The sequence below is a fragment of the Nocardia sp. NPDC058244 genome (assembly GCF_042882065.1).
Classification (GTDB): Bacteria; Actinomycetota; Actinomycetes; order Mycobacteriales; family Mycobacteriaceae; genus Nocardia.
In genome coordinates, this window is the sequence record NZ_JBHVWX010000006.1 from 414,881 (window position 1) to 437,303 (window position 22,423).

Annotated in this window: 25 protein-coding genes; 14 read left to right on the forward strand and 11 right to left on the reverse strand. The window is 70.6% G+C overall.

Annotated elements, in window-relative coordinates:
* Positions 1-19 precede the first annotated feature (19 nt).
* Positions 20-754 (forward strand): SDR family NAD(P)-dependent oxidoreductase, encoded by a 735-nt coding sequence (locus ACFVW6_RS21350; RefSeq protein ID WP_378831134.1) that lies wholly within the window; start codon positions 20-22, stop codon positions 752-754.
* A 39-nt stretch (positions 755-793) separates the two neighbouring features.
* On the opposite strand, the gene ACFVW6_RS21355 is transcribed toward ACFVW6_RS21350, so the two are convergent.
* Entirely contained in the window at positions 794-1,336 is a 543-nt protein-coding gene (locus tag ACFVW6_RS21355) for a hypothetical protein (RefSeq protein WP_378831132.1), read from the reverse strand.
* Entirely contained in the window at positions 1,336-3,075 is a 1,740-nt protein-coding gene (locus ACFVW6_RS21360; protein ID WP_378831323.1) for a DEAD/DEAH box helicase, read from the reverse strand. Before ACFVW6_RS21360 ends, ACFVW6_RS21355 begins: the two co-directional genes overlap by 1 nt.
* Positions 3,076-3,200: 125 nt before the next feature.
* Here ACFVW6_RS21360 and ACFVW6_RS21365 point away from each other — a divergent pair, with 125 nt between their 5' ends.
* Positions 3,201-3,959 (forward strand): TetR/AcrR family transcriptional regulator, encoded by a 759-nt coding sequence (locus ACFVW6_RS21365; RefSeq protein ID WP_378831130.1) that lies wholly within the window; start codon positions 3,201-3,203, stop codon positions 3,957-3,959.
* 94 nt (positions 3,960-4,053) lie between these two features.
* On the opposite strand, the gene ACFVW6_RS21370 is transcribed toward ACFVW6_RS21365, so the two are convergent.
* A complete protein-coding gene (locus tag ACFVW6_RS21370) occupies positions 4,054-4,248 on the reverse strand; it encodes a hypothetical protein (protein ID WP_029903635.1) in 195 nt (64 codons plus the stop codon).
* Positions 4,249-4,594: 346 nt separating this feature from the next.
* On the opposite strand from ACFVW6_RS21370, the gene ACFVW6_RS21375 reads away from it, so the two are divergent.
* From ACFVW6_RS21375 to ACFVW6_RS21385, 3 genes are read left to right on the forward strand one after another with little or no spacing between them, the layout of a single operon-like run.
* On the forward strand, positions 4,595-5,023 hold the full coding sequence (locus ACFVW6_RS21375; protein WP_378831128.1) for a DUF952 domain-containing protein: 429 nt from the start codon (positions 4,595-4,597) through the stop codon (positions 5,021-5,023).
* Between the two features lie 38 nt (positions 5,024-5,061).
* A complete protein-coding gene (locus tag ACFVW6_RS21380; RefSeq protein WP_355277544.1) occupies positions 5,062-5,544 on the forward strand; it encodes a TrkA C-terminal domain-containing protein in 483 nt (160 codons plus the stop codon).
* Positions 5,545-5,549: 5 nt separating this feature from the next.
* Complete coding sequence (locus ACFVW6_RS21385; RefSeq protein ID WP_378831124.1) at positions 5,550-6,728, forward strand: cation:proton antiporter; 1,179 nt, start codon at positions 5,550-5,552, stop codon at positions 6,726-6,728.
* 1 nt (position 6,729) lies between these two features.
* On the opposite strand, the gene ACFVW6_RS21390 is transcribed toward ACFVW6_RS21385, so the two are convergent.
* From ACFVW6_RS21390 to ppgK, 3 genes are all read right to left on the reverse strand, one after another.
* A complete protein-coding gene (locus ACFVW6_RS21390) occupies positions 6,730-7,620 on the reverse strand; it encodes an MHYT domain-containing protein (RefSeq protein WP_355277538.1) in 891 nt (296 codons plus the stop codon).
* A gap of 245 nt (positions 7,621-7,865) precedes the next feature.
* On the reverse strand, positions 7,866-9,233 hold the full coding sequence (locus ACFVW6_RS21395; protein WP_378831121.1) for an RNA polymerase sigma factor: 1,368 nt from the start codon (positions 9,231-9,233) through the stop codon (positions 7,866-7,868).
* 242 nt (positions 9,234-9,475) lie between these two features.
* Complete coding sequence (gene ppgK / locus ACFVW6_RS21400; RefSeq protein ID WP_355277537.1) at positions 9,476-10,234, reverse strand: polyphosphate--glucose phosphotransferase; 759 nt, start codon at positions 10,232-10,234, stop codon at positions 9,476-9,478.
* Between the two features lie 95 nt (positions 10,235-10,329).
* Between ppgK and ACFVW6_RS21405 the strand changes: the two genes are divergently transcribed.
* Entirely contained in the window at positions 10,330-11,226 is an 897-nt protein-coding gene (locus ACFVW6_RS21405; protein WP_355277535.1) for an inositol monophosphatase family protein, read from the forward strand.
* Between the two features lie 45 nt (positions 11,227-11,271).
* On the opposite strand, the gene cei is transcribed toward ACFVW6_RS21405, so the two are convergent.
* Positions 11,272-11,955 (reverse strand): envelope integrity protein Cei, encoded by a 684-nt coding sequence (gene cei / locus ACFVW6_RS21410; RefSeq protein WP_355277532.1) that lies wholly within the window; start codon positions 11,953-11,955, stop codon positions 11,272-11,274.
* Between the two features lie 374 nt (positions 11,956-12,329).
* Here cei and ACFVW6_RS21415 point away from each other — a divergent pair, with 374 nt between their 5' ends.
* Complete coding sequence (locus ACFVW6_RS21415; protein ID WP_218716942.1) at positions 12,330-12,632, forward strand: DUF4193 domain-containing protein; 303 nt, start codon at positions 12,330-12,332, stop codon at positions 12,630-12,632.
* 16 nt (positions 12,633-12,648) lie between these two features.
* On the opposite strand, the gene ACFVW6_RS21420 is transcribed toward ACFVW6_RS21415, so the two are convergent.
* Entirely contained in the window at positions 12,649-13,185 is a 537-nt protein-coding gene (locus tag ACFVW6_RS21420; protein WP_378831117.1) for a DUF3093 domain-containing protein, read from the reverse strand.
* 72 nt (positions 13,186-13,257) lie between these two features.
* On the opposite strand from ACFVW6_RS21420, the gene dut reads away from it, so the two are divergent.
* Together dut and ACFVW6_RS21430 are read left to right on the forward strand one after the other, a co-directional pair.
* Positions 13,258-13,728 carry a dUTP diphosphatase gene (gene dut, locus ACFVW6_RS21425; RefSeq protein WP_218716944.1) on the forward strand — a complete coding sequence of 157 codons (471 nt, stop codon included), beginning with the start codon at positions 13,258-13,260 and terminating at the stop codon, positions 13,726-13,728.
* 5 nt (positions 13,729-13,733) lie between these two features.
* Entirely contained in the window at positions 13,734-14,639 is a 906-nt protein-coding gene (locus tag ACFVW6_RS21430) for a DUF3710 domain-containing protein (protein ID WP_378831321.1), read from the forward strand.
* 105 nt (positions 14,640-14,744) lie between these two features.
* Here ACFVW6_RS21430 and ACFVW6_RS21435 read toward each other — a convergent pair whose 3' ends face one another.
* Positions 14,745-15,530, reverse strand: a complete 786-nt coding sequence (locus ACFVW6_RS21435; RefSeq protein WP_378831114.1) for an alpha/beta fold hydrolase — start codon at positions 15,528-15,530, stop codon at positions 14,745-14,747.
* Positions 15,531-15,604: 74 nt separating this feature from the next.
* Between ACFVW6_RS21435 and ACFVW6_RS21440 the strand changes: the two genes are divergently transcribed.
* From ACFVW6_RS21440 to ACFVW6_RS21450, 3 genes are all read left to right on the forward strand, one after another.
* Positions 15,605-16,012: an OB-fold nucleic acid binding domain-containing protein gene (locus tag ACFVW6_RS21440; RefSeq protein ID WP_355277522.1), complete on the forward strand. Its 408-nt coding sequence runs from the start codon at positions 15,605-15,607 to the stop codon at positions 16,010-16,012.
* Positions 16,013-16,015: 3 nt separating this feature from the next.
* Complete coding sequence (locus ACFVW6_RS21445) at positions 16,016-16,753, forward strand: DUF3159 domain-containing protein (RefSeq protein WP_378831112.1); 738 nt, start codon at positions 16,016-16,018, stop codon at positions 16,751-16,753.
* Positions 16,754-16,882: 129 nt separating this feature from the next.
* Positions 16,883-17,503, forward strand: coding sequence for a sigma-70 family RNA polymerase sigma factor (locus tag ACFVW6_RS21450; protein ID WP_355277519.1), 621 nt, complete (start codon positions 16,883-16,885; stop codon positions 17,501-17,503).
* Between the two features lie 41 nt (positions 17,504-17,544).
* Here ACFVW6_RS21450 and ACFVW6_RS21455 read toward each other — a convergent pair whose 3' ends face one another.
* Together ACFVW6_RS21455 and ACFVW6_RS21460 are read right to left on the reverse strand one after the other, a co-directional pair.
* On the reverse strand, positions 17,545-18,216 hold the full coding sequence (locus ACFVW6_RS21455; RefSeq protein ID WP_218716949.1) for a TrkA family potassium uptake protein: 672 nt from the start codon (positions 18,214-18,216) through the stop codon (positions 17,545-17,547).
* A gap of 5 nt (positions 18,217-18,221) precedes the next feature.
* Positions 18,222-18,887: a potassium channel family protein gene (locus ACFVW6_RS21460; RefSeq protein ID WP_378831108.1), complete on the reverse strand. Its 666-nt coding sequence runs from the start codon at positions 18,885-18,887 to the stop codon at positions 18,222-18,224.
* Positions 18,888-19,059: 172 nt separating this feature from the next.
* On the opposite strand from ACFVW6_RS21460, the gene ACFVW6_RS21465 reads away from it, so the two are divergent.
* Positions 19,060-21,057, forward strand: coding sequence for an APC family permease (locus tag ACFVW6_RS21465; RefSeq protein WP_357344751.1), 1,998 nt, complete (start codon positions 19,060-19,062; stop codon positions 21,055-21,057).
* Positions 21,054-22,421 carry a class I SAM-dependent RNA methyltransferase gene (locus ACFVW6_RS21470; protein WP_378831104.1) on the forward strand — a complete coding sequence of 456 codons (1,368 nt, stop codon included), beginning with the start codon at positions 21,054-21,056 and terminating at the stop codon, positions 22,419-22,421. Before ACFVW6_RS21465 ends, ACFVW6_RS21470 begins: the two co-directional genes overlap by 4 nt.
* Positions 22,422-22,423: the final 2 nt, after the last annotated feature.

A 22,423-nucleotide genomic window follows, 5' to 3' on the forward strand; every position in this document is an offset into this window, starting at 1 on the left:
TACACAAAGGAGCGAACCGATGACGAGCAGCACCGTGGCCCTGGTGACCGGTGGCAGCCGGGGGATCGGCGCCGCCATCGCCCGCAAGCTGGCGGGCGCCGGCGCCGACGTGGCGTTCACCTACCAGCGCGACGAGAGCGCCGCGAAGGCCGTCGCCGCCGACATCGAGGCGCTCGGCAGGCGGGCGCTGCCGCTGCGGGCCGACAGCGCCGACGCGGGGCAGATCGCCGCCGCGGTCGACCGGACCGCCCGGGACCTGGGCGGGCTGGACGTGCTGGTGAACAACGCGGGCATCTTCCCGGCCAAGCCCTACGAGGAATTCGGCCTCGACGAGATCGACCGGGCGCTGCACATCCACGCGCGCGCCCCGTTCGTCGCGGGCCAGGCCGCGTTGGCCCATCTGGGCGAGGGCGGGCGGATCATCTCCATCGGCTCGAACCTGACCGACCGCGCGCTCTTCGGCGGCCTGGCGCTCTACAACCTGAGCAAGTCCGCGCTCAACGGCTACACCAAGGCCCTGGCCCGCGAACTGGGCCCGCGCGGCATCACCGTCAACCTGGTCCAGCCGGGACCCACCGACACCGACATGAACCCGGCGGGCAGCGATCACGCGCCGGTCCAGCGGGAGTTCAACGCGCTGGGGCGCTTCGGCGCGCCCGAGGACGTCGCCGATCTCGTCGCCTTCCTCGCCGGTCCCGCCGGGCGGACCATCACCGGCGCGGTCATCACCATCGACGGCGGCACCAACGCCTGAGTGCGCCGGGGCACCGCGCGGCCGCGGTGCCCCAGCGCGTCAGACCGCGAAGAAGCGCGTGGGATCGAGTGCGTTGATGCTGGTCCAGCGCTGTTCCTGGACGGGCGCCGCGGTGTCGGTGGTCGCGTCGAAATAGCCCTGGAGTTCCAGGGCGAGCCGCGGATTCTCGTCGACCTGCCGGGCGATCGTGTACAGCACCGCGAGCACGTGCACGCACCGGTCGGTGCGCGCCGAACACGAGCAGTCGGTACTGGCCAGGGTCGGCGCGGGCGCGTGACCCGCGTCGAGCAGCGCGCGGTGCATCTCGTCGGTGACCACCGAGGAATCGGGCAGCGCACGCGCGATCGTGGTCACCTCGGCCCGGGTCAGCGGCACCACCTCGACATGGGCGATCGAGGCTTGCCCGCCCCGATGCAGATGCGCGCGGACCGTGCGTCCCTCGATCTCGGTGCGCACGCCGTGATTGCGGGCGATGCTGCGGGCGCGGGGCAGCAGCGGTTCCGGCTTGGTCTGGCGCAGCGGCTCGGCCAGCCGGACCCAGTCCTTGCCCCAGGGCGTGTAACCGAATTCGTTGTCGGCCATCAGTTCTCTCGCTTCCGGCGCAGGATGTCGACGAGGGCGTCGTCGTCGAGGCGGGCCAGTTCGGCGATGCCCGCCGCGTCGGACAGATCGGTCAGCGCCGATTTCCGGGTGTGCATCGCGGCGATGTGCTCCTCGACCGTGGTCGAGCTGGTCAGCGTGGTGACCGTGACGGTGCGGGTCTGCCCGATCCGGTGCGCGCGGTCGGAGGCCTGCGCTTCGACGGCCGGATTCCACCAGCGATCGAAGTGGATCACGTCGGCGGCGCGGGTGAGGGTCAGGCCGGTGCCCGCCGCGCGCAGGCTCAGCACGAGCACCGGCGGGCCGTCCGGTGATTGGAACGCGGTGACGATCCCGGCGCGCTGGTCGGCGTCGAGCCCGCCGTGGAAGAACGGCGCCGTCACCCCGAACTGTTCGGCGAGATGCCGCACCAGCAGCTCACCGGTCGCGCGGTACTGGGTGAAGATCAGCGTGGGGTCGCGGGTGTCGAGATTGGTCGCCACGATGTCGGTGCAGAGGTCGAGTTTGCCGGAGCGCCCGGCCAGTTCGTCCAGGTCGCCGGAGACCAGGCCGGGATGGTTGCAGACCTGTTTGAGCCCGGTCAGCGCCGCGAGCACGCGCCCCTGGCGTTGCAGCCCGGAGCCGAAGCCCTCGTCGAGCGCCTCGGCGAGGACCGCGTCGTAGACCCGTTCCTGTTCCTGCGTCAGGTCGCACAGCAGATCGCTGTGGATCTTCGCCGGCAGCGAGGCCGCGACCTGGATCTTCTTGCGGCCGAGGAGGACCGGTTCCACCGCGTCCCGCAACCGGGCCGCCGCCGTGGCCGACCCCTCCTCGATCGGTTTGACGAACCGGCGCCGGAACTGGGTGCGGTGGGCGAACAGTCGCGGCACGGTGAGGTGCAGCAGTGCGAACAGCTCGTCGAGATGGTTCTCCACCGGCGTGCCGGTCAGGGCGACCTTGGCGTCGGCGGGCAGGGCCTTGGCGGCCCGCGACACCTGCGTGCGCGGATTCTTCAGCGCCTGGGCCTCGTCGAACACCACGGTCGCCCACCGGGTCTCGGTCAGGGCGGTCCCGTGCAGCCGCAGCGTCGGATAGCCGGTGACCACGATCGTGCCGGGCGCGGCGGGCACCGCGCCACCGCGCCAGGACACGGCCGTCAGAGCGGGCGCGAACCGCGTGATCTCGTGGACCCAGTTGCCGACCAGCGAGGTCGGGCACACCACCAGTTGCGGGCCCGCGGACCGGCCGCGCAGGAATCCGATGGTCTGCACGGTCTTGCCGAGCCCCATCTCGTCGGCCAGCACCGCGCCGCCGTACGCCGCGACGGTCTCGTGCAACCAGCTCACGCCCCGCACCTGATACGGGCGCAGCGTGGCGTCGAGCAGGCCGGTGAGTTCGGTGGCGGCGAGCTCGGTCTCCCGCAGCACCCGCGCCGCCCGCTCCGCCGAGAAGATCGCGGTGCCGACGGCGTCGGGGACGGCGTGGGCGGCGATCGGCAGGGTGTCGGGCCGGACGTCGGTGTCCTGGGCGAGCACCGCGCGCCACGCCAGCGTCGACGGCGCGAGGTCGTCGGGAGCCAGTCCGGCCAGCTCGGCGGGCGTCACCACGGCGGCCGGGATCTCGGTCGGCTCGATCGCGCCGCGCTCGCCGACCGGCAGCGCGAGCGTGAGGTGTTCCCGATCGCCGAGGTCGGTGGGCGCGGGGCCCGCACCGTGACCGGTCCACGTCCACAGGGCGAACAGGTGGCGGTCGGGGAGATAGGTGGCCTGGGTGGCGGGCAGAGCGGTCTCCTCTGATCGGGCAGCGCGAACGACCTAACAACGTACACTGTACTGAGTTTGTTCCCGACCGCCAGAAAGGACCGCGCGTGCCCACCGACGGCGACGAGTCCACCGCGCAGGCCACCCGCATCCTCGAGCTGCTGTGGCGGCACGCGCTGCCCGCCAGACCGGGCGCCCGCGGCCCGAAACCCGGGCTCACCGTCGACGCCGTGGTCGCCGCGGGCATCGCCCTGGCCGATCGCGACGGGATCGACAAGCTGACGATCCGCGCGGTCGCCGCCGACCTCGGGCTGCGCGCCATGAGTCTCTACACCTATGTGCCCAGCAAGGAGGCGCTGCTGGTGCTCATGGTCGACGCCGTCGCCGCCGACGACCCGCCGATCCCGGCCGACCTGCCGATCCGCGACCGGATGATCGCGGTGGCCACTCGGATCCGGGCCGAGCTGATCGCGCACCCCTGGCTGCTCGAGGTCTCGCCGTGGCGGCAGGTGCTCGGGCCCGCCCGGATGCGCCGCTACGAAGGTCAGCTCGCCGCGATCGAGGGCATCGGGCTCGACGACCTCGCGATGGACCGCGCGATCGCGGTGCTCACCGACTTCGCCACCGGCAATGCCCGCCTCGCCATCGCGGCCGCGGGTGCGACGGCCCAGCTCAGCGACGCCGACTGGTGGCAGGTGCACGGCCCCTTGCTGGCCCGGGTGATGCCCGCCGCGGAGTTCCCGCTGGCAGGCCGGGTCGGCGCGACCGTGGGCGAGCACTACCAGGCACCGGCCGATCCCGACGGCGCCTTCGCCTACGGCATCGCGACCCTGGTCGACGGCATCCTCGCCGACGCGGCGGGCTGACCCGGAGACGGCGACAGCGGGCGTCCGGATTCCGGATCGCCCGCTGTCGGGGTGTTCTGTTGTCAGATGTTGTTGTTTCGGACGCGAGGAGTGGTCAGAGGGCGGGAGCGGATTCCGTGTCGATCACGGCTTCGAGCTCGCGCAAACGGTCCATGTGTTCATTCGCGTGGTGCTGGCAGAAGAGCAACTCGCCACCCGCGGGAAGAACGGCACGCACTCGGGCAGCCGCCCCGCAACGATCGCAACGATCGACCGCGGTCAGTGGGGTGCTGGTCAGGGTTCCTGGCATGACTCCTCCGTCCCGGCTCCCGGCGCTGCGTGGCCGTTCGCCTAGGTGTGGGCCCCGTGGTCACTCCACGTGGCTCGCGTCCGCTACTTCCCAGCAGTGGTACGACTACTCTCTCAGACGTTCGGGGTTCAGGCTTTGTTCCCGGAAGTGAATCTTTGTGTTTTCGATAACAGACCTGCGGTTTCGCTGAAAGCGAACACGTGCTGGTCATGCTCTCGAGCCCACGCCGACCACTCGCGGTGCCGTCGCTGCCACCTCCCACTCGCTCCCTGTCACTCATCGATATGTCGCTCGCTGCGGTGTTGCTCGTTACGTACCGGGCCGACCGCGTCTCGAGGGAGTTCCGATGATCCTGTGGCAGGGTCTTGAACGTCCGATCCTGTTGTCTACCCGGAGATTACCCGTGACGTCCGACACCCACACGCTTGTTCACCTGTGTTCTTCCCAAGAATGGGCCGACGCCCGACGGGTAGGTGAACGCCGACCGCCCTCGCTGTCGGAGAGCGGGTTCGTGCATCTGTCCACCCCGACGCAGGTCCACCTGCCCGCCAACCGGCTCTTCGCCGGACGCACCGACCTGGTGGTGCTCTGGCTCGACCCGTCCCGGTTCACCGGCGAGGTGCGCTGGGAGCCGGGGGTGCCGACCGATCCGGCCTCGATGCTGTTCCCGCACCTGTACGCGCCGCTGCCGGTCGCCGCCGTGCTCGAGGCCGTCGCGTACCTGCCCGGCCCGGACGGGCGCTTCGATACGCCCCGGCGCGGCACAGTGGCGTAGGCCACATCCGCGGTGGCGGCGCGACTACTGTGGAAGGTGTGAACGTCGACGTCACAGCGCTACCGGGAATCGGAGTGCGCAAGGATTTCGAGGTCAAGTCGGGTCGCCGGGTCGGGGTGGTCGCCCACCGCGACGGCGACATCGACCTGATCGTGTCCAAACACGACGACCCGGACGCGATCGCGGCCCAGGTGCCGCTGTCCACCGACGAGGCGTCGGTGCTGGCGAACCTGCTCGGCGCGCCGCAGCTGGTCGCCAAACTCAACGACGACCATCGCGATCTGCCGGGCATCACCACCCGCCAGCTCGCGATTCTCGACGAATCACCGTACGCGGGACGCACACTCGGCGAGACCGCCATGCGCACCCGCACCAAGACCTCGATCGTCGCGGTGATGCGCGCCGGTCAGCTGCACCCGTCGCCGGGGCCCGACTTCACCTTCACCGAGGGTGACCTGCTCGTGGTCGTCGGCACTCCGGACGGCCTCGACGCGGCCGCGAAGATCCTCGCGCACGGCTGACCGCCGTGACCTCGCAGGCCCTGGCTCTGCTCGAGCTCGGTGTGATCTTGTTCGCGCTGGGGATCTGCGGGCGGGTGGCGGCCCGGTTCGGCATGTCGCCGATCCCGCTGTATCTGCTGGGTGGTCTGGCCTTCGGGCGCGGCGGCTATCTGCAACTGGAGGCGGCCACCGAGTTCGGGCATCTGGCGAGCGAGATCGGCGTCGTGCTGCTGCTGTTGCTGCTCGGGCTCGAGTACACCGCCCCCGAACTGATGACCGGTCTGCGGCGCTCCTGGGCGGCCGGCGTGGTGGATCTGGTGGCCAACGCGCTGCCCGGCGCCGCGGTCGCGCTGATCCTCGGCTGGGGCGCGACCGGGGCCGTCGTGCTCGGTGGCGTCACCTACATCTCGTCGTCGGGGATCGTCGCCAAGGTGCTCGACGACCTCGGCCGGCTCGGTAACCGCGAGACCCCGGTGGTGCTGTCGATCCTGGTGCTCGAGGACCTGGCGATGGCGGTGTACCTGCCGATCCTGACCATGATGCTGGCCGGGCTGAGCCTGCTGAGCGGGCTGGTGTCGCTGGCCGTCGCACTGGCCACCATCTCGGTGGTGCTGGTGGTGGCGCTGCGGTTCGGCCGGGTGGTCTCGGCCGTGCTCGACAGCGCCGACCGCGAGGTGTTCCTGCTGCAACTGCTCGGTGCCGCGCTGCTGGTGGCCGGCGCGGCCTCGGCGCTGAACGTCTCGGCCGCGGTCGGCGCGTTCCTGCTCGGCATCGCGATCTCCGGGTCCACCGCGCGCGAGGCGGCGAAGCTGCTCGAACCGCTGCGCGATCTGTTCGCCGCGATCTTCTTCGTCGCCTTCGGGCTGTCCATCGATCCGGCCGCGATCCCGCCGGTGTTCGGCTGGGCGGTGGCGCTGGCGGTGGTCACGGCGGGCACCAAGATGGCGGTCGGCTGGTGGGCGGCGAGCAGGCAGGGGATCCGCCGGATGGGCCGGGCCAGGGCGGGCGCCGCGCTGGTGGCGCGCGGCGAGTTCTCCATCGTCATCGCCGGGCTGGCGGTCACCTACGGCAAGGTCGATCCCCGGCTGGCCGCGCTCGCCTCCGCCTACGTGCTGCTGATGGCGATCCTCGGGCCGATCGCGGCCAGGGTCGTCGAGCCGGTCGTCGAATTCACCCGGCGCCGTGCGGGTCTGGCGCCGAGCTGAGTCAGTCCACCACCCGGCGCGGCCAGGCGCCGACGCCGTCGTAGACCAGCTCCTCGGTGTGGTGTTCCACGTAGGGATGCGGCGGCATCGGTGCCACCGGCGCGACGTCCCGCTGCGGGCGCGACCGGGGCCCGCGCCGGGAGGTCAGCCACATCCGCGGCAGCGCCTCCTCGTTCTCGATCTCGGTGAGGCTCACGCTGATCAGCACCAGCATGGTGACGATGCTGCTCACCCCGATCAGCGGGGCCAGCAGGTCCATCGCGCCCGAGCCCGCGGGCGGTGCCGCGTGGTGATCGGAGTGGGCGTGCATGGCGGCCATGCCGGTGTAGTGCATACCGCAGACCGCGACGCCCATGATGATGGCCGCGCCGACCGTCGCCAGAAAACCCTTGACGCGCAAGGTGAACCAGAGCGCCACGATCGAGGCGACCACCGCGATCACCATCGACAGCGCGACGATCTTCGCGTCGTAGCTGACCGTCGCCGTCGACTTCATCGCGTACATGCCGGTGTAGTGCATGGTGCCGACGCCGAGCCCGGTGATCGTCCCGCCCGCCAGCAGCGAGCGCAGCGTGGGCTGGGGCTTGTTCACCATGAACAGCCCGATCCCGACGACGACCATCGCGGTGAGCGCGCTGAACAGCGTCAGCGGAATGTCGAAGCGGATCTCCGCGCCGCGGATCGAGAAGCCGAGCATCGCGATGAAATGCATGACCCAGATGCCGGTTCCGCCGATCGCGATCGCGGCGCCGACCAGCCAGCTGACCCGCCCCTCCACCGCGTTGCGGCCGCGGGCCGCGCACTGCAGGCCGAGCAGACATCCGGTGACGGACATGAAATACGCGAGAACGGGAGTGATCCACCCGTAGCTGAAGTGATAAATGTCGAGCACGCCGCGAAAACCCTCAATGCCAAGTACCGCGAACCGGCGGCGGTAGAACGAAAAACTGGGTGTGACGATACGGCGAAGATCGCGAATCCGTGTCGTTCACAGCGCAATCCGGCACTGTGGGTTTGGTCACGAAACGGTTACCGAGTCCGGTTTATTGGGAATACCGACCGATCGGAATGTGTATTCGGAAACAAAAAAGCCCGTGCCCATCCGAAGATGGACACGGGCCTCCGTGTCGAAACGCGCTAGTCGAGGTAGTCGCGCAGCACCTGCGACCGGCTCGGGTGGCGCAGCTTGCTCATCGTCTTCGACTCGATCTGACGGATGCGCTCGCGCGTCACGCCGTAGACCTGGCCGATCTCGTCGAGGGTGCGCGGCTGGCCGTCGGTGAGGCCGAAGCGCAACCGCACCACGCCCGCCTCACGCTCGGACAGCGTCTCCAGCACCGACTGCAGCTGATCCTGCAGCAGGGTGAAGCTCACCGCGTCGACCGCGACGACGGCCTCGGAGTCCTCGATGAAGTCGCCGAGCTGGCTGTCGCCCTCGTCGCCGATGGTCTGGTCCAGCGAGATCGGCTCACGCGCGTACTGCTGGATCTCCAGCACCTTCTCCGGCGTGATGTCCATTTCCTTGGCCAGCTCCTCCGGGGTGGGCTCACGGCCCAGGTCCTGGAGCAGCTCGCGCTGGATGCGGCCGAGCTTGTTGATGACCTCGACCATGTGCACCGGGATACGGATGGTGCGGGCCTGGTCGGCCATGGCGCGGGTGATGGCCTGGCGGATCCACCACGTCGCGTAGGTCGAGAACTTGTAACCCTTGGTGTAGTCGAACTTTTCGACCGCGCGGATCAGGCCGAGGTTGCCCTCCTGGATCAGGTCAAGGAACGCCATGCCGCGACCGGTGTAGCGCTTGGCCAGCGAGACCACCAGGCGGAGGTTGGCCTCGAGCAGGTGGTTCTTGGCCCGGTTGCCGTCGCGCACGATCCAGTTGAAATCGCGGCGGGTGGTCACCGACAGCTTCTCGCCCGCCTCGGCGAACTCGCGCATCTTCTCCGCGGCGAACAGGCCGGCCTCGATCCGCTTGGCGAGCTCGACCTCCTCCTCCGCGTTCAGCAGCGCGACCTTGCCGATCTGCTTGAGGTAGGCGCGCACCGAGTCGGCGGACGCGGTGAGCTCGGCGTCCTTGCGCGCCTGACGCAGCGCCTCGGACTCCTCCTCGTCCCACACGAAATCGCCGGAGGCCTTGTCCTTCTCGGACGGCTCCTCGGTCTCGGCTTCCTCGGTGGTGTCCTCGGCCACCTCTTCGACCAGGGCGTCACCGTCGGTGAGCTCGTCCTCGGAGACCTCCAGGTCGCCGAGATCGTCGAGCTCGATCGACTCGTCGTCGAGCTGTTCCTCGCCACCCTCGGCCGCCGTCGCCTTCTTGGCGGCGGCCTTCTTGGCGGGCGCCTTCTTGGCGGCAGCCTTCTTGGCCGGAGCCTTCTTGGCGATGGCCTTCTTCGCCGGGGCCTTCTTGGCAGCGGCCTTCTTGGCCGGAGCCTTCTTGGCCGGGGTGGTGGCGTCGGCGTCGGCGTCGGCCGAGTCGGCGGTCTGACGGGTATTCGTGGCTACCACGTACGCCCTTTCGTGACGGTCTCGTGCGGCGTCACGCCAGAGTGGTTTTCCGGCGGAGCGGTCGGTCGGGTTGCACCGGCGGTGCGTCGGTCGGGTGGAGCCGGTCTGTGCACCGGTCCGCGCGACCGGCCGCGGCCGGAAGGTTTCACCGGCTCACCGCCGGACGTGTTCCATTGTAACGATCCAACCAGGGTACTCATGGCACGATGCCACCCAGGCGTTGCGCCGACCTCCGCGCCGGGCTACGGCGCGATGCCCTTGTCGATGGCCATGGCCGCGCCGACGATACCCGCGGTGTTCTTCAACACGGCCGGGATCACCGGAGTTCGGTTGGTGAGCAACGGTATCCACTGCTCATGGTCGCGGCTGATGCCGCCACCGGCCACGATGACCTTCGGCCAGAACAGATCCTCGAGGTGCCGCAGCACGGTGCTCACCCGCTCGGCCCACTGCGGGTAGCTGAGTTCCTCGCGGTCCTTGACCGACGCCGCGGCCAGGTGCTCGGCCTCGTCGCCGGCGACCACCAGGTGGCCCAGCTCGGAGTTGGGCACCAGGGTGCCGTCGTAGAGCAGCGCCGAGCCGATCCCGGTGCCGAAGGTCAGCAGCAGCGTCAGCCCGTCGAGCTCACCGGCGGCGCCGTAGCTGTCCTCGGCCAGCCCGGCGGCGTCGGCGTCGTTGAGCACGGTCACCGCGCGCCCGCCCAGCGCCTTCGAGAACAGCTCGCGCGCGTCGGTGCCGATCCACGCGTGGTCGATGTTGGCGGCGGTCCTGGCGTGGCCGTCGAGCACCACGCAGGGCAGGGTGATCCCGACCGGGCCGTCCCAGTCCGCCAGCGCGACCAGTTCGGCCACCGCGGCCGCGACGGCGTCCGGCGTGGCCGGCTGTGGCGTGGCGATCTTGAGGCGCTCGTGGGTTAGCGTGCCGGTCGCCAGGTCGACCACGGCGCCCTTCACCCCGCTACCGCCGATATCGATGCCGAATGCGTGCCCCCGAGCGGACATGGTTCAACCCCTTGCTGACGCGCCGATGTGCCTGACAAAGAGTAGCGGTAGTCACCCTGCGCGCGAGGTGTCGCCACATGTGATCCGATGGAGTCGTGCCCGAACCCATCGTGTCCGAGACCGTCCTCGCCCCGACCGCCGCCGACCACGAGGAGTTGCGGCTGCTGGCCGTCGAACTCGCCGAGGCGGCGGCCGCGCACGTGCGTGCCCGCAGACCCGAAGTGTTCGCCGCCGACGGCCCCGTCGAGGGCGCGGTGGCGACCAAGGGTCACATCACCGATCCGGTCACCGTCGTCGACACCGAATCCGAGCAGCTGATCCGCGCGCTGCTGGCCGAGCGCAGGCCCGCCGACGCGATCCTGGGCGAGGAGGGCGGCGGCGATGTCGGCGCCACGGCGCCGGGGGCGATCACCTGGGTCGTCGACCCGATCGACGGCACCGTGAACTTCCTCTACGGCCTGCCCGGCTACGCGGTCTCGGTGGCCGCGGTGCGCGACGGCGAACCGGTCGCGGGCGCGGTCGTCGACGTGGCCGCGGCGACCACCTACAGCGCCGCGCGCGGGGCCGGCTCCTACGCCGTGCGCGCCGACGGCACCCGCGTGAAACTGGCGTGCGCGCAGGAGGATTCGCTGACGGTGGCGCTCGTCGGCACCGGCTTCGCCTACGGCAGGCAGCGGCGCGCGGCGCAGGCGCGCTTCCTCACCGAGGTGCTCCCGGAGATCCGCGACATCCGCAGGCTCGGTGCCGCCGCCATGGACCTGTGCCACGTCGCGGCCGGCGAACTCGACGCCTACTACGAGCACGGGCTCAACGCCTGGGACTGGGCCGCGGGCGCGCTGATCGCCGCCGAGGCCGGTGCCGTGGTGCACGTCCCCGACGTCACCGTCGGTGGCGCCGCGGGGGAGCTGACGATCGTGTCCGCGCCGGGCGTGGCGACCGAGCTGACCGCCCTGCTCACCCGGGTCGGCGCGACGACCGCCCTGCCCGACTGACGCGCACGCGCCGCGGGCCGACAGACCCGCGGCGCGTGGCTCGGCTCAGCACTTGACGGTGCGGGCGGCGTCCAGGAGTTCGGGATCGATGGAGGACGAGCTGGCGCCGGGCGCGAGGTTCTTCAGCGACCGCAGCACCTCCTCGGCGTCGGCGCCGGGGCGCAGCGATTCGCCGAAGGCCAGGCCGAGCACCAGGTCGACGGTGTCGTCGGTGCGCGGATCCTCGATCAGCTCGGCGCACGGCGCGACCAGCTGCACCGACGCGGCGGCGGGCCGCCCGTTGACGCCGTAGCGGATCTGACCGGTGCAGTTGAGGTCGCCGCTGACGTAGACCGGATCGTTACCGACCTGTGTCCCCGGCGCGCCCGCGAACCCGAGGTCGCCCAGCGCGGCCGCGATGTGGCCGGCCTGGCCGCTCTTGCCGTTGGCGTTGAAGACCCGCACCTTCGACTCCGAGAGGGCCGCGGGATCGACGTCGTCGAGCCGGGACGGGTTCATCCGGGTGCCCAGCGCGGCGGGCTGGGCCGCGTTGGTGGCCGTCGGCGTGCTCGGGGCGTTGCAGGCCATCGGCTCGTTGCTGTCGTCATGGGTCCGAAACGCCGTGATCCAGACGAACAGGCTCACCAGAGCCAGCACGAGGACGAGCGCGAGCCAGAGCTCGGGCCGCCGTCGCGGGAAGGGTTTGCCGTCGCGATCGGTCGCGCTGCCTTCGGTGATCAGTGAAACCACGCGCTCACTCTACGAGTCCGGTGGCGATGCGCGAGTGCGGGAGGTCTCGGCGAGTTTCCCACCAGGTGAAGATTCGTCGTCGGTTTCGACTCGGCCGGGTTTTGATTGCGACATTTGTCCGTAGGTCCGCTATTGTCTGGCCGCCCAGATCGAATAATCACCGGTGAAACGGTGGTCGGTCGCGGGAACAACAAGGGCATGTCCTGCGTTAACCGAACGCTGTCGGAGTCATCGATCCTCGATCGACGCTGATAGGCGGCCGGTGTACGTGTGAGGTGCACCACCGGCGGGGCGGTACGAACGCCGGACCCCAGTGGGGTACGGCTAACGAACCGATCCGGGATATACGGAGTAAGGACTGAGGGGAAGACGACATGGCAACCGACTATGACGCACCGCGGCGCACCGAATCCGACGAAGTGTCGGAGGATTCGCTCGAGGAGCTGAAGGCCCGCCGCAACGAGGCGCAGTCCGCCGTCGTGGACATCGACGAGTCCGATACGGCGGAATCGTTCGAGCTTCCCGGCGCGGACCTGTCCGACGAGGTACTCAGCGTTCGGGTGGTCCCGAAGCAGGCCGACGAGTTCACCTGTTCGAGCTGCTTCCTCGTGCACCACCGCAGCCGACTGGCCAGCGAGAAGGGCGGCCAGCTGATCTGCATGGACTGCGCCGCCTGACGCGACGCGAGACGGGTCAGCCCGCGCTCGGGAGCCCGAGCGCGGCCAAGACCCGGTCCGGCCTGCGCGTACTGATCAACCAGTACGGCGTCGGGTCGTCCGGGTCGTCCAGAACGAGCAGCGCCATCGGACCGATCCAGGCCCGGTGCTGCACATACGCGGCGGGGTCGAGCTGTCGGCCCAGCGCCGCACTCTTGGCCGTCGGTGCGACGGCCGCGGCGCGCGCGACGAAGCTCACCGGCAGGTGGGCACGGTCGACGCGCAGTTCCGCCGTACCGTCGGACGCGACGGTGACCTCGAGGCGATGCCGCGACATCCACAGCAGGATCCAGACCGGGATTGGCGCCAGCAGCACGTAGGGCAGCCAGGCTCGCAGACCCGGCGCGCCCATGTGGATCTCGGCGGCCAGCAGGCCCGCGATGGCGAACCCGATCGGCCACCACCACAGCGGCACCCAGAGGCGTTCGCGGTAGGGCGAGGCACCGTGTCCCGAGGACGCTGAGCGCTCGGTGTCGGCGGTGTCGGTGGTCGGCGAATGGGGCTGGTCGGGCACCCCTCAACACTAGGTCACCGCACCAGGGCGGCGACGAGAAGGTCCGGCGCCGACCGCGTAGGCTCGACCGATGTGAACGCACTTGCACCGATTCCGCTGCGGCGGCTCGATCCCGGCATCCCCGTGCCGACGCGTGCCCATCCGGGTGACGCGGGCGTCGATCTCTGTACCACCGAGGACGTGATCATCGAACCGGGCGAGCGGGTGCTGGTCGGCACCGGGATCGCGATCGCGCTGCCGGTCGGCACGGTCGGGTTGATCCATCCCCGGTCCGGGCTGGCCGCGAAGGCGGGATTGTCCGTGGTCAACACGCCCGGCACGGTGGACGCGGGCTATCGCGGTGAGATCAAGGTGTGCCTGATCAACCACGATCCCCGCACGGCGATCGAGCTGCGGCGCGGCGATCGCATCGCGCAGTTGCTGGTGCAGCGGGTCGAGCTGGTCGACTTCGCCGAGGTCGACGATCTCGACGAGACCGCGCGCGGCACCGGCGGATACGGGTCGAGCGGCGGGCATGCCAGCCTGGCCGGCGAGGAGGCGTAATGGGTCTGTTCGGGAAGAAGAAGCGCGCGCCCCGCGAGGACGCGGCCTACGACGACGCGGAGTACGCGGACGCCGACGACTACACCGATGCCGACGGCTTCGACGAGTTCGAGGACGAGTACGACACCGACGAGTTCCAGCGCCCCGACTTCGCGCACCTGGACTTCGACGACGCCCCGACCGACGAGCGCATCTACGGCAACTTCGACCACGAGCCGGATGCGGCCGCGGGCCCGTACGACATCAGCGAGGTGTCCGACGAGATGGTCGCGCGCCGCCTCGATCTGGGGTCGGTGGTCATTCCCGTCCCGGCGGGCGGGCAGCTGCAGGTCGAGATGAGCCCCGACGGCACCCCGCAGGCGGTGCACCTGGCCACCGAGCACGGCAGGCTCACCGTCGCCGCCTACGCGGCGCCGAAGTCGGCCGGGCAGTGGCGCACGGTCGCCGCCGATCTGGCCGAGTCGCTGCGCGGTGACGGCGCGAGCGTGGCGGTGGAGAAGGGGCCGTGGGGCCGCGAGGTCAAGGCCATCACCGAGGGCGCCGACCTGCGGTTCATCGGTGTCGACGGACCACGCTGGATGATCCGCCTGGTCGCCGCCGGTCCGTCCGGCGCGGTCGACGAGCGCAGCCCGCTGATCACCGCCGCTCGCGCCGTCCTGGCCGACGCGGTGGTGCGGCGCGGTGACGAGCCGCTGCCGGTGCGCGATCCGCTCCCGGTGGTACTGCCGCAGGAACTGGCCGAACAGCTGGCCGCCGCCCATCAGCAGCAGGTGCTCGCCCAGCAGCAGGCGCTGGCCGCCCAGGCCGCCGCCGCGCAGGCCGCGCCGGCCTCGGCGCTGCCGCCCAAGATGCCCGACGAGCCGCGCCGCGGTGCCGACGGGTCGGCCATGCAGCAGCTCGGCCTGAACTAGCGGCCGGCCCGCCTCTCCGTGACTTCTGCCGGTCGTGGGGAGGTACTCGGCTGCCGACCGGGCCGGCGGTCCGGGGTGGGTGGCGTGCTGGGCGTGCCCGGCGAGTTACCCGTGTGCTCGCGAGATCAGTTGTCCCGCAGGGCTGCCCGCTGCTTGTCCCGCAGCGGGCAGAGCGGGCGCCGAATCGGCCGATATCGCGTCCAGTTCGGCGAAGCCCGCGTGTCCGAGTACCGCAGGATCGGCACCGAGCTCGTCCAGGGTCACTCGACGCAGCCGCGCCTGGGGCAGCGTCGCGGCCCACTGTTCGGCCACGGCGATCGGGTGGATCGGGTCGTCGCTCGCGCCGACCACGGCGACCGGCACGCGGGTGTCCGCCAGCCGCTCGAGTGCCGGCCAGGCGTAGGCGGCGGCCTCGTCGAGCGCGCGGGGCAGGTGCGGCCACTGGCCGCGCCAGGACTGGGTGAGCGCGTCGGCCAGCCAGGCCGGGCTGGAGGCGCGCATCCGCTCGATCACCGCGTCCAGTCCGTCGGCGCGCAGTTGCTCGGCGGTAACCGACGCGCTGAGCGCGGCCGGGCAGGCGGCGGTTTCGGCACCCGTCCAGGCGGGTAATGCCGTGATGACACCGACCACCGCGGTCGGGTGCCCGGCTGCCCAGTCGAGCGCGATCGCGGCGCCGAGGGAGATCCCTGCGGCCAGGACGGGACCGCGGGCCGCGGCGGCGTCCAAAGCCGCGGTACAGCTCGCGATCACGGCCTGGGGGTCCGGTTCGACGGCCTGGAACGCCAGTCCGTGCGCGGCCGCTGCCGGTCCGAACGCACGGGCGGCGAAATCGGCGTCTGAACCGGTTCCGGGCAGGGCGACCACGGTGACCTGGGATGGGGAGCGCAACACGGACCGAGCGTAGCGGCCGATCGTTTGCCCATCTACAGTGGCGGTGTACGGCCAACTAGCGGGAGAAGCGTGCCATGTCGTCATCCACGGGCGGACGCAAGTCGGGATCGGGTCCGGACTCGGGATATTTTCGTCGACTCGGTCGCCGTTTGACCGCGGACATCGATCAGCTCGACGCCGAGGAACTGGCGGAGACCGCCGATGCCTCCGGCGCCCGGCGCGCGGTGGATTGTTGTCGCGGTGAGGAAGCCACCATCCTGGGCAGGCTCCGTAGCGTCGAGGCGTGTCCCAAGGCGGCGGGCGCCACGGTGCAGGCCGAGTTCTTCGACGGCACCGACGCGATCACCCTGGTCTGGATCGGCCGCAGGCGCATCCCCGGTATCGAGCCGGGCAGGCGGATCCTGGTCCGTGGCCGCGTCGGTGACCGCGACGGCCGCAAAGTGATCTTCAACCCCTACTACGAATTGCGCGGGAACAGCTGACGTATGCCCTCCAGCGACGACTACCGCATCGAGGCGGACCCCGAGCCCACCGTGGCGCTGCCGGTGGCGACCGATGAACCGGTCGACCCCGCGGTGGACGCCGAGGTCGAACAGGCCGAGCAGACGCTGCTCGAGCAGCTCGGCGGCATCAGCGGCCTGATCTACTCCACCCTGCCCGTGCTGGTGTTCGTCCCGGTGAACACCTTCGCCGGGCTCACCGTGGCCATCTGGGCCGCCCTCGGCGTCGCCGCGGGCGTGCTGGGGTGGCGGCTGTACAAGCGCAGCCCGGTGCAGCCCGCGATCTCGGGCTTCCTCGGCGTCGGCGTGTGCGCGTTCATCGCCTACCGGATGGGCGAGGCCAAGGGATTCTTCCTGTTCGGCATCTACACCAGCCTCGTGTACGGCGGGGTGTTCGCGCTGTCGATCCTGTTCCGCTGGCCGCTGGTCGGGGTGATCTGGGGTGCGCTCAACGGGCACGGCACCGGCTGGCGGGCCGATCGGCGCATCCGCAGGCTCTACGACCTGGCCACCGTCGTGTGGGTGGTCGTCTTCGGTGCCCGCTATCTGGTCCAGTCCCAGCTCTACGACACCGACCACACCACCTGGCTGGCCGTGGCCAGGATCGGCATGGGCTGGCCGCTGACCGCGGTGGCCCTGGTGGTCACCGTGTGGGCGGTGCGCCGGGCCGGCCACCTGCCGATCGAGAAATCCGGCGCCGGAACGGATTCCGCCCGCCCCTGAGGCGTGACCGGCCCCACTGTCGGAGGTGGGGAAGTACCCACCCTGGGGTGCCTGGTAGCACCGTCGAGTTCGTCGCACGATCAATGCGTACCGAAAAACGCAGTGATCGTGAAAGGACCGGCGACCATGATGGCTACCGAGCACCGCCCCGACGTCTCGAAGAAGTCGAACGCCTCCGTGCTGTCGGAGAGCAAGCGCATCGGAGCCGAACTCGACGCGCTGATCGGCCCCGCCGCGGCCGGTGACCGCGATGCCGTCGCCGAGATCGTGCGCCTGGTGCACCCGCTGGTCCGGCGCTACTGCTCGGCCCGGATGGGTGCCACCGGGCATCTCACCGTCACCGCCGACGATGTCACCCAGGAAGTGCTGATGGCCACCGTGACCGCCATCCCGCGCTACCGCGATCAGGGCAAGTCGTTCCTGGCCTTCGTCTACGGGATCGCCGCCAACAAGGTCTCCGACGCGTTCCGCCGGGCCAAGCACACCGCCTACCCGATGGCCGAACTGCCCGACGCCGCGTGCGGCGCCGCGGGCCCCGAGGAGTGGGCGCTGGCGCTGGAGCGCCGCGCGGCCACCCGCGACCTCATGCAGGTGCTCGCGCCCAACCACCGCGAGGTGCTGGTGATGCGGATCGTGCTCGGCTGGAGCGCGGCCCAGACCGCCGAGGCCATCGGCACCAGCCCCGGCGTCGTCCGGGTGATGCAGCACCGCGCGCTCAACAAGCTGCGCGCGGAGCTGAAGGTCGCCTGAATCGTCCGCGCCGCCCGCGCGCCGGGAACCGTATCGGGGAGTTACGGTTTGATGCCGTGGGTGGCCAGGGTGAGGCGCAGGTCCTCTTCGGCCTCCACCGAGGTGACGAACAGCAGTTCGTCGTCCCCCTCGAACGGGTCGTCGGGCTGGGGCACGATGACCCGGCCGCCGCGCAGGATGGTCACCAGGGCGGTGTCGCGCGGCATGACCAGGCTGCGGACCGGCTTGCCCGCGAGCTGGGTGTCGGCGGGCAGGGTGATCTCGACCAGGTTGGCCTGGCCCTGCCGCAGCGTCATCAGCCGCACCAGATCGCCGACCGAGACGGCTTCCTCGACGAGCGAGGCGAGCAGCCGCGGCGTCGACACCGCCACGTCGACGCCCCACGACTCGTTGAACAGCCACTCGTTGCGCGGATCGTTGACCCGCGCGACCACCCGGCGCACACCGAACTCGGTCTTGGCGAGCAGACTGTGCACCAGATTCGCCTTGTCGTCGCCGGTGGCGGCGATGACGACCTCGTAGGTCTCGAGCCCCGCGTTCTCCAGCAGCGACAGCTCACAGGCGTCGGCGTGCACCCACACGGCGTCCGGGATGGCGGGCGGGTCGATGTGGTCGAGCTGACGCTCCAGCAGCATCACCCGATGCCCGCCGCGTAGTAGTTCCCTGGCGATCGAGCGCCCGACGGCGCCCGCTCCGGCGATGGCCACCTTCATGTTCTTCAGTCCTCGCTCGTGGGAGCCTTGGCGGCCATGGCGACCGCCTCACCGACGCTGCCGGAGGTCGCCGCGACGTAGACCACGTCGTCGGCCTGGACGATGGTCTTGGACTCCGGCAGCAGACCCTGGCCGAAGCGCAGGATGAACGCCACGCGGACCCCGAGCTCGCGCTCCAGATCGCGCACCGTGCGGCCGGACCAGTCCTCGTGCAGGGTGAGCTGGGTGACCGCCACCGCGCCCGTGGGGTCGCGCCAGGTGGTGGTCGAGTTGTCGCCGATGAGGGTGCGCAGGAACCGGTCGGTGGTCCACGGGACGGTCGCGATCGTCGGGATGCCGAGCCGCTCGTAGACCTCGGCGCGCTTGGCGTCGTAGATCCGGGCGACGACCCGCTCGACGCCGAACATCTCCCTGGCCACCCGGGCCGAGATGATGTTGGAATTGTCACCCGAGGACACGGCGGCGAAGGCGTCGGCGCGTTCGATTCCCGCGCGGGTCAGCACATCCCGGTCGAAACCGACGCCGATCACTTCCTGCCCGGTGAAGCCCTCACCCAGCCGGCGGAACGCGCTGGGATCGCGGTCGATCACCGTGACCTCGTGTCCCACCCGGACCAGAGCGCGCGCCAGCGACGAGCCGACCCGTCCGCACCCCATGATCACTACGTACACCGTGCACCCTCGTTCCTGGCCAACCCGTGGCATCCGGCTTGGACCGTACCCGCCGGATGCTCCCATCGCCCATTTTCCCCCGGGCGACGCGGCACAAACAATCACGACACCGCCCTCGTGCGCCGCCGACGTGCGCGCGAAGGCGGCCGCGATCTCCTCTATGCTCAGCCCGGTGTCCAAGTTGACGACGGCAGCCAAGCGATTGCTGCTCGGCAGGCCGTTCCGCAGCGATTCGCTCGGCCACACGCTGTTGCCCAAACGTATCGCTCTCCCGGTGTTCGCCTCCGACGCGATGTCGTCGGTGGCCTACGCGCCGGAGGAGATCTTCCTGGTCCTCTCGGCGGCGGGTATCTCGGCCTACATGTACGCCCCCTGGGTGGGCGTTGCCGTCGCGTTCGTGATGGCCGTGGTGGTCGCCAGCTACCGGCAGAACGTGCACGCCTACCCCTCCGGCGGTGGCGACTACGAGGTCGCGACGAAGAACCTGGGCCCCAACGCCGGACTGACCGTCGGCAGCGCGCTGCTGGTCGACTACGTGCTCACGGTGGCGGTGTCGATCTCCTCGGCGGCCTCCAACATCGGCTCGGCGATCCCGTTCGTCGCGACGCACAAGGTGCTGTTCGCGGTGGTGGCGATCGCGATCCTCACCGCGATCAATCTGCGCGGTATCCGCGAATCCGGCACCGCGTTCGCGATCCCGACCTACGCCTTCATCGTCGGCATGTTCGTCATGCTGGGCTGGGGCATGTTCCGGATCTTCGTGCTGGGCGACGACATCCAGGCCGAATCGGCCGGGTTCGGGCTCAACGCCGAGGACGAGCACCTCTACGGGCTGGCCTTCGCCTTCCTCATCGCCCGCGCCTTCTCCTCCGGCTGTGCCGCGCTGACCGGTGTCGAGGCGATCAGCAACGGCGTGCCCGCCTTCCGCAAGCCCAAGTCGCGCAATGCCGCGACCACGCTGCTCATGCTGGGCACCATCGCGATCGTGCTGCTGATGGGCATCATCATCCTGGCGCAGAAGATCGGCATCGTCTACGCCCACGACACCGCGAACCTGGTCGGGGCGCCCGCCGACTACCACCAGAAGACCCTGATCGCGCAGATCGCCGAGAGCGTCTTCCACGGCTTCCCGATCGGCTTCTTCTTCATCACCATCGTCACCGCGCTGATCCTGGTGCTGGCCGCCAACACCGCGTTCAACGGTTTCCCGGTGCTCGGCTCGATCCTCGCCCAGGACCGCTACCTGCCGCGTCAGCTGCACACCCGCGGCGACCGGCTGGCCTTCTCCAACGGCATCCTGTTCCTGTCCGGCGCCGCGATCGCGTTCGTCGTGCTGTTCGGCGCCGAGGTGACCAAGCTCATCCAGCTCTACATCGTCGGCGTGTTCGTCTCGTTCGTGCTGAGCCAGACCGGCATGCTGCGGCACTGGACCCGGCTGCTGCGCACCGAGACCGATCCGGCGCAGCGCTCGAAGATGAAGCGGTCCAGGGTGATCAACGCGGTCGGCCTCACCGCGACCGGCACCGTGCTGGTGATCGTGCTGATCACCAAGTTCTTCGCGGGCGCGTACATCGCGATCATCACGATGGTGGCGATCTTCATCGTGATGAAGCTCATCCGCAAGCACTACGACTCGGTCTCGCGCGAACTCGACGAATCCGATTGGGACGGCGTGCTGCCCAGCCGCACCCACTCCATCGTGCTGGTCTCCAAACTGCACCTGCCGACCCGGCGCGCGCTGGCCTACGCCCGCGCGACCCGCCCGGACACGCTCGAGGCGATCACGGTCAACGTCGACGACGCCGATACCCGCCGGCTGGTGCGCGAGTGGGAGAACAGCGAGATCAACGTCCCGCTGAAGGTGATCGAATCGCCGTACCGCGAGATCACCAAGCCCGTGCTGGACTACGTCAAGCGGGTCCGCAAGGACGCGCCGCGCGATGTGGTCACCGTGTTCATCCCCGAGTACGTCGTCGGGCACTGGTGGGAGCAGGTGCTGCACAACCAGTCCGCGCTGCGGCTCAAGGGCAGGCTGCTGTTCGAGCCGGGCGTGATGGTCACCAGTGTGCCGTGGCAGCTCAGTTCCTCCGCCCGCGCCAAGCAGGCCGCCGAGGGGAACGCGCCGGGGTCGGTGCGGCGCGGGTTCGAAGAGCCGGGTCGTCGCCGATGAGCGAGTGGCGCGGACAGGAGTTCGAGATCCGGCTCGGGCCGCCGGGACACGGCGGATTCTGTGTCGGCAGGCACGAGGGCCGCGTGGTGTTCGTGCGCCACGGCCTGCCGGGCGAGCTGGTGCGCGCGCGGGTCACCGAGGATCGCGGCGGATCGTTCTGCCGGGCCGACGCGGTCGAGATCATCGAGGCGTCGCCGGATCGGGTGCCCGCCACCTGCCCGGTGTCCGGGCCGGGCGGCGCGGGCTGCTGCGATTTCTCCTTCGCGACCCCCGCCGCGCAGCGCGCGCTCAAGGCCACCGTGGTGGCCGAGCAGCTGCGCAGGCTGGCCGGGGTGGACCGGGAGGTGACGGTCGAGCCGATCGCCGGAGACGCCGGCACGGGCACCGGTGGCTGGCGCACGCGTGTGCGGCTGGTCGTCGACGGGGCGGGCCGGGCCGGGGTGCACCGGTTCCGCAGCACCGACGTGATCGCGGACCTGCGGTGCCCGCAGCCGGTGCCGGGCGCGCTCGACGGCATCGCCGACCGGCTCTGGACGCCGGGCTCGGACCTGGTCGTCGCCGTCGACGGCGACGGTGTGCGCCACATCGTGGAACTGGCCGCGGTGCCCGACACCGCGCAGCCCGGCGGCCGCCCGGCGACGCCACGGGGCGCCGGCCGCGGCCGTGGTCAGCGACCGACTCGTCGCCGGGAGTCCGGCGGCCCCGGCGGTGACGAGCGCGGCGCGGTCCGGGACCGGGCCGCCGCCCGCAAGTCGGCCACCAACGCGCCCCGCGAGGAGTGGGTGATGGCGGGCACCGGCCGGGCCGTGGAATACGTGGCGGGCCGGCGCTGGGAACTCTCGGCCACGGGCTTCTGGCAGGCGCATCGCGGTGCCGCGCAATGCTATTCGGACCTCGTCGCGGAGTGGTCGGGGCTGGCGCCCGGCGGCTCCGGCTGGGATCTCTACAGCGGTGTCGGGGTGTTCGCGGCGCGCCTGGCCGAGCAGACCGGGCAGACCGGTGCGGTCGCCGCCGTCGAATCGGCGCGCTCCGCTGTCGCCGACGGTGTCGCCGCCCTGCGCGATCTGCCGTGGCTGGAACTGAGCGCCGACCGCGTCGAACGCTGGGTGCGCACCCGGGGCGACGGGGGCGGGCCCGATGTCGTTGTCCTCGATCCGCCGCGCGCGGGCGCGGGCAAGGAGATCGTGGCCGCGGTCACCGACGCCGATCCCCGCCGGATCGTCCACATCGGCTGCGACCCGGCGTCGTTCGCGCGCGACCTCGGCTTGTATCTCGACGCGGGCTATCATCTGGCCGAGCTGCGCGCCTTCGACGCGTTCCCGGCCACTCACCACGTCGAATGCGTCGCGCTGCTCGACCGCTGAGG